Source organism: Helicobacter burdigaliensis, from assembly GCF_003670295.1.
In the GTDB taxonomy this organism is placed as follows: domain Bacteria; phylum Campylobacterota; class Campylobacteria; order Campylobacterales; family Helicobacteraceae; genus Helicobacter_D; species Helicobacter_D burdigaliensis.
This window is the reverse complement of record NZ_QXJG01000020.1, coordinates 22,673-30,899: the sequence shown is the minus strand read 5'-3', so window position 1 is coordinate 30,899 and position 8,227 is coordinate 22,673. Positions and strand designations below refer to the sequence as shown.

Below are 8,227 nucleotides of genomic sequence, written 5' to 3'. Positions count from 1 at the left end.
TTTACTAGCTATAAGAGTAGGATCATTTGAAGCAAAAACTTGTGTGTTTGTATCAAAGGCAAAGACACGGCCGGGAGTTGATTGAATTTGTTCTTGAAGTGTGCTTGCTAATACATCTATCCCAAGAACTCCTACCAATTTATTTTCTTTGTAAATTGGCATAGCATAGGTAAAAACATGCTCCCCTGAGGCAACATCCACATAAGAGTCGCTTGTGTAAATTTGATTTTCTGGTAATTTTGAAGCACCTAGATACCATTCTCTAGTTCTTGCATCATAATTTTGCTTTTTCCCAAAAATCATACTATTTGCATTAATAGCGTCTGAAGAGCCATTGCTTACAACAATTTCTCCACTAGGATGTGCGATATATACGCCTAAAAGTCCTAGAGAATTGCGTATTTCATGGAGAACATTATCAAATTCTAATTGAAGACTTTCAATAGAACCAAAGACATCCGCATTTTGTTTTGCTAGTATCTCATTTTGGATTCTACGGATTGTTTCTTGATTGTTTCTATCAAAGCCTAGTACCAAAGAGTTTGCCATTTTGATATAGTTTGTTTCTTCTTTAATGGTCTCGTCTAATACTATTTGTTTAACATATATAAAAGTTACAATTCCCAAAATCAATAGACAAATAATAGCTATAAAATTGGCAATTAATGAAACTTTGATCTTAATGCTATTCATTTTTTACTCCTCTAAAGGCTGATTATGATATAGAAATTACAACACAAATTATATTTATGTTTAAGTAAGAAATTTTATCATAGCCATTCTTTAAAGAAACTTTAATTTTTACCGCTATTTTACTTATTGCTGTTAAAGTCCCATTGTTGTGCTTCTTGCAAGATTATTTTAGCCCCTTGCTTTATAAAGCTTTGCGCTAAAATAACCCCCAAATCTTTAGCTTCTTGTAAGGAGTGAATTTTTTTACTAAGATGATCTTTTAGGATTTTTTTGCCATTAGGTAATCCTAAAATCGCTCTTAGATTTAGCTTATTATTTTCATAAACTGCATTGACGCCAATAGGCACTTGACAGCCACCCTCTAGCGTTTTTACAAATTCTCTTTCGCAGCTTGTTTCAAAAAGGGCTTTTGTATCGTTTAAGAATGCCACTTTTTTATAAGCCTCACTGTCTAGTTTGCATTCAATTCCTAGAGCTGCTTGTCCCATCGCAGGAATCATAAAATCAAGCGGAATAATATGATATACTTCTTTAGCTAAATTTAGACGATTAACTCCCGCTTGAGCTAAGATAATAGCATCAAACTCGCCTTCTTTGAGTTTTCTTAAGCGTGTTTGGACATTGCCTCTTAAGCTTAGGCAGTCTAAATCCTCTCTTAAAGCATTGATTTGCATAACGCGTCTTAGGGAAGTTGTGCCTACTTTTGCTCCTTTTGGAAGTTCTTCTAAGCTTTTGTATTTATAGCTTAAAAAACTATCTCTTACATCTTCCCTTTTAGTGATAGCTCCAAGTCCTAAGCCTTCTACAAATTCCACAGGGACATCTTTTAAACTATGCACAGCAATATCAATCTCACCTGCTAAGAGCATTTCTTCTAGCTCTTTGGTAAAAAGTCCCTTGCCACCGATTTTAGCTAAAGGAACATCTAAGATTTTATCACCTTTGGTTTTGATAATTTTTAGTTCTACTTTTAGATCTTTATGGTATTTTTCTAGCTCTTCTTTAATGTGATTTGCCTGCCAAAGTGCTAAAATACTTCCCCTTGTGCCAATGATAATCTTATTCACTTTTATCCTTTGTAATGACTTCAATATCAATAATTTCGCAATCAGGATTGTTTGGAGTATTTTTATGTTTTACAAAAGGTTTTACCATAATAAAACCAAGTGAGCTAAATTGCATTAAAAGCCCTAAAATATCCGTAAAACCACCCGGCAAAATCAATAAAATTGCTCCTAAGATTCTAAAAATATTTGAACCCACAAAAGCTTCATAGCTTATTTCTCTGCTTCTTAGTTTGCTGAGTGCATCGCCAAAAAAAACTCTAAAATTCATCAATATAAAAAGTCCCAAAAATGCACTTAAAACAATTTCTAAAAAGAATCCAAAAACTCCTATAATCTCTATAATCTCATAGCTTACTAAAACTTCAATGAAAATATAAATCAAAAGTAAAGCTAAAGGCATTAAGCAATCCTAGCACAAATAGTTTGGATTAGATTTTCAAAATCGTTAGTAGAGATTTTTTCTTTTTGCAAATCTTTTCTTGCGATGAGTTCCACAAATCCTTCATTTAGGCTTTTGCCGACTACTAAGGCATAGGGGAAACCAATAAGCTCAAAATCCGCCATTTTAGCTCCATAGCGTTCATCTCTATCATCAAAAATACATTCAATACCTAATTCTAAAAGTTTCTCATAAATTTTTGTAGCAAATTCCATTTGTGTAGAATCTTTTAGGTTAGAAACAATCAAATCTATGCTAAAAGGAGCTGTGTTTTTACTCCAAATCATTCCTTTTTCATCGTGGTGTTGCTCTATAATCGTAGCTACAAGTCTTGAAACCCCTATGCCATAGCAACCCATAATAAAGGGCTGTGCTTTGCCTAGCTCATCTAAAAAAGTCGCCCCTAGTGCTTTAGAATATTTAGTGCCTAGCTGAAAAATATGTCCCGCTTCAATCCCTTTTGTAAAATATAACTTCCCTTCTTTGCCACTCTTAGCACATTCTTGGCACAAATCCCCTTCTTGTGCTTCTATTAAATCTCTAAATTCTAGGTTGGTAAATGTGTCTAAATCCACTCCAACAAAGTGATAATCTAGCTCGTTTGCTCCACAAACTAGCCCACAAGCTCCCTTTAGCTCCTCATCAAAATAAATATAAGGAGAATTGCTAAGGTTTCTTAAGCCATAAGGACCGATAAATCCTGCATATAAGCCTACACTTTCTAGCTCTTCTTTGCTTAAATCTACAAGCTCATTTGCTCCTTCACAGCAATTAAGTGCTTTAGTTAGGTTTAGTGTATCGCTTCCTCTTATAAAGAAAAATGCCATTTGTGTTTTTCCGCCATCAAAAATAGCCTTTTTAGCTACAGCTTTTAGCGTCCAATAGGGGCTAATTTTGAAAAATTCACTTAAAAGCTCAATGGTTGTGATATTTGGAGTTTTGAATTTTGCAAATTCTGCTTGTGGGGCTTGTGAGCTAGGAAGCTTTTTGGCTCTTTTGGCTGCTTCTAAGTTTGCAGCATAGGAGCATTGATCACACACGCAAATTGTATCTTCTCCGCTATTTGCTAAAACCATAAATTCTTTACTTCCGCTTCCTCCAATAGCACCGCTATCGGCCCACACAGCTCTAAAGTCTAACCCAAGCTCTTTAAAAATGTTGCTATAAGTTTGCTCCATTAAATCAAATTCTCTTTTTAAATCCTCATAAGAGCTATGGAAGCTATACCCATCTTTCATTAAAAATTCTCTACCTCTCATAAGCCCAAAACGCGGTCTAATCTCATCTCTAAATTTAAGATTGATTTGATAAAGATGGATAGGAAGTTGTTTGTAGCTTTTGACTTTAGACTTTACAAGCTCTGTGATTACTTCCTCATGTGTAGGCCCTAGCACAAAATCATTATCTTTTCTGTCTTTAAAGCGTAAAAGTTCTTTTCCATAGCGTTCGTATCTGCCACTATTTTGCCACAAACTTGCAGGGGTTACAAAACCTAAACTTACTTCATTTGCACCTGCATTATCCATATTTTTTTTAATGATTGCTTTGATTTTATCTAAAACACGCTTTCCTAAGGGGAGAAAGTTATAAATCCCACTACCAATTTGCTCTATAAATCCCCCACGCACTAAATATTCATGGCTTTTTAGCGTCGCATCTTTTGGGGCTTCTTTTAATGTATGGATAAAAAACTTTGAAAATTTCATTTTATTTCCTTTTAGCAATGTTTATTAGACTTTTCTTCTATGTGTTCGCATTTGTATTTTTCTGCCATTTTAGGATCATCTCCTCCAAACAAAAAACGCACCGATTCAACAACGCTATCTCCTTTTGGCGTATTAGCTACACTTTTTAAAGAAATGGTAAATTGATGTAAAAATGCATTAAAGGCATTATGCAATGTTTTTTCTATATTTTTTTCATATTCTTTAGGTAAAAATCCTTTAGAGATTCCTCTTTGGAGTTCTTTTAGGGCTGAATCTTTTGCAAGTTGTCTTATATTTTTGATGATAGGTTCTACATTTAAGCTTTGAAGCCATTCAAAAAATTCTTGCGTGAAACGCCCGATAATCCCATAGGCAATTCTTGCTTGTTCTTCTCGCATCGCTAGATTTTTCTTTACAATATCTTCTAAATCATCTACGGCAAAAATTTTGATTTTTGTATCATGAATTTCTTCTATATCGCGTGGGACAGCTAAATCAAACCAAAAACGATTCATTTCTAGTGCTTCTAGCATATCCTTTGTAATAATGCTATGTGGAGCACCTGTGGCGCTAAATACAAGTGGGATTTGATTGATAAGCTTTGCGATATTTTTGAAGCTATCTACCTCTATAACCGCACAATCTAAATCTTGTTTAACAGATTCGCAAAGCGCATTGGCTTTATGAATATCGCGATTGATTAAAATTACCTTTGCCCCTGCATTTACTAGATGTTTAGCACAAAGAGTGCTCATCTCTCCAGCACCGATTACTAAAGCTTGTTTGTCTTTTAGGGTGCCAAAAATCTCTTTTGCCTTGCTAACAGCTACTGAAGCCACAGATACAGCGTTTTTGGAGATATTTGTGCTATTTCTTACACTTGCAGCACATCTAAAGGCAAAATGGATAGCGCGTGAAAGTTCTAAGCCACAACAGCCAAGATCATAGGAGAATTTAAATGCGTTTTTGAGTTGTCCTCCTATCTGTGTTTCTCCAATGACTAAGCTATCTAGTGAGCTTGCTACACTAAAGAGATGGTGGATTGCACCTCTATCCTCATAGAAGTCTGCATGGGCTTGTAATTTGTCTATGCTAATTTTAGAATAATCGCTTAATTTAGAGAGGATATATTCTTGCGCTTTTTGGGGATTGTTTGCATTTAGGATAAATTCTATGCGGTTACAGGTAGAGAGGATTAGCGCCTCTTCTATAAATTTATTTTCTATAATTTCTTTTAAAAACACACCACTTGCTGGATTTTTAGGATCAAAGGCTAATCTCTCACGCAAGGAAATATCGGTATTTTTATGGGAATAGCTTAAAATACAATAACTCATTAAAACTCTCTATCAATCATTTGTTGCATAATTTGTGTAAGTTTATCGCAATTTTTATTGTAAATAGCTTCAATTCCACTTTTACCTAAATTTTTTGCTAAATCCATACTTTTTTGAATGGCACCACTTTTATGCAAAGATTCTTGAAGCCAAGCTTTTTCTTGTGTGTTTAAATCTTTTTTGAAAAGGGATTTTAATTTTTCTTTATCCTCTGTATTTAGGCTTTTATAAAGATAAATAAGTGGCAAGGTGGTTTTACCTTCTTTAAAATCGCTAAATACAGGTTTTCCTAGTGTTTTTTCATTTTGGGTTAAGTCTAAAATGTCATCTACAATTTGAAAGGCAATGCCTAAATTTTTACCATATAGTTTAAAGCAATTTACCTCATTTTCATTAAAACCTGCCAAAATTGCACTAGAAGTCGCAGAAGCTTCAATTAAACTTGCGGTTTTGTATTCAATCATTTTGAGATATTCTTCCTCATTTTCGTTAAAACTTTCTCCTAAGGCTACATCCATAATCTCGCCAATAGCTAATGTGCTAACAGCTCCTGCAATAATTTTTGGAATTTGCGGATAGTTTTTTGCAAAATGGATTAACTCACAAAATGCTTTAGAATATAGCACATCGCCAAGCATGATGGCATTTTTATCCCCACTTAATGCATTGAGCGAGGGCTTGTTGCGACGCATTAGGGCATTATCTATCACATCATCATGCAAAAGGGAAGCATTTTGTATCATTTCAATAATTGCACACAGCAAAATACTCTCTTCATTTGTTTTAGTTATATTTAAAATAAGCTTACTTCTTAGCATTTTTCCACTTTGAAGATGACTAGCCATTTTTAGCACTAAAGAAGAATCTAGTTCTTCTAAAAGCTTATTCATCTTTTGTTTAATTTGCTCCAAAGCCTCCATTTGGCACTTTCCTTTCATCAATAATATTAAAATCTCTATTGCCCTCATAAATATAAAATTTTAAAGTTGCAATATCTTCAACCCTCTTATAGTCTTTAAAGCACAGCATAAAATAAGGCTCTTCACTATAATATTTCTGTTCTGCTTTAAAGAGTGGGATTTTATAACAAGCTCGCTGATAATCTCTATAAAGAACAAATTGATGAGGGAAATAATCATAATTTAAATGTACCACAAGCCCCTCATTTTTGAGCAAAGTCCAGCGAAAATATAAAGTCTTTTGTGCCTCTTTTGCTTGAAAGCTTAAAAGATAAAATTCATCTTTTTTAAGCTCTAGCGTCCTTTGTGCTTTCCATTCAGGAGGTGCAAAGACTAAAGAGGCAAAAATACTTAGTAAAAATATAATTTTAGGCAAAATTACTCATTTTGACTTAAAATTTTTCCCATAGAGCTAATTGCAATATTTTGTTTGCATTTGTGAATCTCTTCTGCATTTTCTTCACTTTTTAAAAGATATTCTAACTCTTCTTCCCAAGTTTCTCCAAGGCGTTTTTCTAGTAAAATTTCTAAACTTGCCATTCTTTCTAGCATATCTAAAAGCTCTTTTTGGGCTAAACCCCTGCTTGCATTAAAAATAATTTCTAGCCATTTATCTTGTGGCAATCCTTCAAAAATGTGATCCATAGTTTTTCCTTTAAATTTTATTTAGTCTTGCTAAAACTGAATTTTTGTGTGCTTCTAGCCCCTCGCAATGTGCTAGAGTGCTACAAGGTTCTCCAAGCTCCAAAATTGCTTGTTTGGAGAATGAAATAAGAGAACTTTTTTTCATAAAGTGCTCTGTACTAAGGGGTGAGAAAAATTTTGCACTTCCGCCTGTTGGAAGTGTATGGTTAGGGCCTGCTATATAGTCGCCAATGGGTTCTGGAGTGTTTTCTCCTATAAAAATCGCCCCCGCATTTTTGATTTTGGGTAAAATTTCTAGTGGATTTTCCACTAGAAGCTCTAAATGCTCGGGTGCTATTTCATTCATAAGAGAGATTGCCTCTTCTAAATCTTTAGCCACAATAATCGCTCCTCTAGTATCTATGGAGGCTCTAGCGATTTTTTCTCTTTGCATTGTGGGTAAAATCTCATAAATTTCTTCTTTAACTTTTAGAGCTAAATCTTTATTTGTTGTGATTAAAATAGAGCTTGCCATTTCATCGTGTTCTGCTTGAGAGAGAAGATCCCAAGCTAGATATTTTGTATTTGTGTAATTTTGGGCTAGAATCCCTATCTCACTAGGCCCTGCTATCATATCAATATTTACTTCTCCAAAAACAAGCTTTTTAGCAGTAGCAACAAAAATATTGCCCGGCCCACTGATTACATCTACTTTTTTGCATTCTTTTACTCCATAAGCCAAAAGAGCAATCGCGCTTGCACCACCTACTTTATAGGCTTCACTTACTTTGCATAAATGCATAGCAGCAAGTAAAAGATGGTTTGGTTCATTATTTGGAGTAGGGGTGCAAACAACTATTTCTTTTACTCCTGCAACAAGAGCAGGAATTACATTCATTAAAAGTGAGCTTGGATAGGCTGCTTTGCCTCCGGGTATGTATAATCCTGCTCTTTGCACAGGATTTATAATCTGTCCTAAAATATTTCCATTTTCTTCAAAATCAAGCCAAGTTTTTGGTTTTTGCTTGGCATGAAAAGCATAGATTCTTTTATAAGCGATTTTTAAAGATTCTTTTAAATTCTCTTCTAAGCCTTCATAGGCTTCCTGCATTTGAGTTTTGCTTATTTTTAAATCTTCAAAGTCTTTTGGCTCCCATTTGTCAAAAAGCTTGATATGCTCTTTTAGGGCTTCTTGCCCTTTATTTTTTACATCTTCTAAAAGCTCTTTTACGCGTAATTCAACGCTATTTATATCCATTTTTCCACGCATAAGGAGTTTTGCAAATTCTTCTTTAAAGTTTAAGTCTTGCGTATTTAAAATATTCATTTTTTGCATCTTTTTTCCTTAAAACAATTCTTTGCATTTTAGCTACTTAATGTTTAATTTAAATTTATTTTATCT

The 8,227-nt window shown here is 34.1% G+C and carries 9 protein-coding genes; all 9 read right to left on the bottom strand.

Going from position 1 to position 8,227, the window contains the following annotated elements:
* Positions 1–693 (bottom strand): cache domain-containing protein (locus EBF09_RS07325; protein ID WP_198672562.1); only part of this gene is annotated, 693 nt, incomplete at its 3' end.
* 119 nt (positions 694–812) lie between these two features.
* The gene (hemC, locus tag EBF09_RS07320; RefSeq protein ID WP_121764465.1) at positions 813–1,760 is read right to left on the bottom strand and encodes a hydroxymethylbilane synthase; all 948 of its coding nucleotides are present in this window, start codon (positions 1,758–1,760) and stop codon (positions 813–815) included.
* Positions 1,753–2,160 (bottom strand): FxsA family protein, encoded by a 408-nt coding sequence (locus EBF09_RS07315; RefSeq protein WP_121764464.1) that lies wholly within the window; start codon positions 2,158–2,160, stop codon positions 1,753–1,755. The genes hemC and EBF09_RS07315 overlap by 8 nt, the downstream gene beginning before the upstream one ends.
* Entirely contained in the window at positions 2,160–3,905 is a 1,746-nt protein-coding gene (locus EBF09_RS07310; RefSeq protein ID WP_121764463.1) for a proline--tRNA ligase, read from the bottom strand. The genes EBF09_RS07315 and EBF09_RS07310 overlap by 1 nt, the downstream gene beginning before the upstream one ends.
* An 11-nt stretch (positions 3,906–3,916) precedes the next feature.
* Positions 3,917–5,242 carry a glutamyl-tRNA reductase gene (hemA, locus tag EBF09_RS07305; protein ID WP_121764462.1) on the bottom strand — a complete coding sequence of 442 codons (1,326 nt, stop codon included), beginning with the start codon at positions 5,240–5,242 and terminating at the stop codon, positions 3,917–3,919.
* Positions 5,242–6,153 carry a polyprenyl synthetase family protein gene (locus tag EBF09_RS07300; protein ID WP_157978188.1) on the bottom strand — a complete coding sequence of 304 codons (912 nt, stop codon included), beginning with the start codon at positions 6,151–6,153 and terminating at the stop codon, positions 5,242–5,244. Before EBF09_RS07300 ends, hemA begins: the two co-directional genes overlap by 1 nt.
* Positions 6,140–6,577: an LYR motif-containing protein gene (locus EBF09_RS07295; RefSeq protein WP_121764460.1), complete on the bottom strand. Its 438-nt coding sequence runs from the start codon at positions 6,575–6,577 to the stop codon at positions 6,140–6,142. The genes EBF09_RS07300 and EBF09_RS07295 overlap by 14 nt, the downstream gene beginning before the upstream one ends.
* A 2-nt stretch (positions 6,578–6,579) precedes the next feature.
* On the bottom strand, positions 6,580–6,846 hold the full coding sequence (locus EBF09_RS07290; RefSeq protein ID WP_121764459.1) for a DUF2018 family protein: 267 nt from the start codon (positions 6,844–6,846) through the stop codon (positions 6,580–6,582).
* 10 nt (positions 6,847–6,856) lie between these two features.
* Positions 6,857–8,152, bottom strand: a complete 1,296-nt coding sequence (hisD, locus tag EBF09_RS07285; RefSeq protein WP_121764467.1) for a histidinol dehydrogenase — start codon at positions 8,150–8,152, stop codon at positions 6,857–6,859.
* Positions 8,153–8,227: the final 75 nt, after the last annotated feature.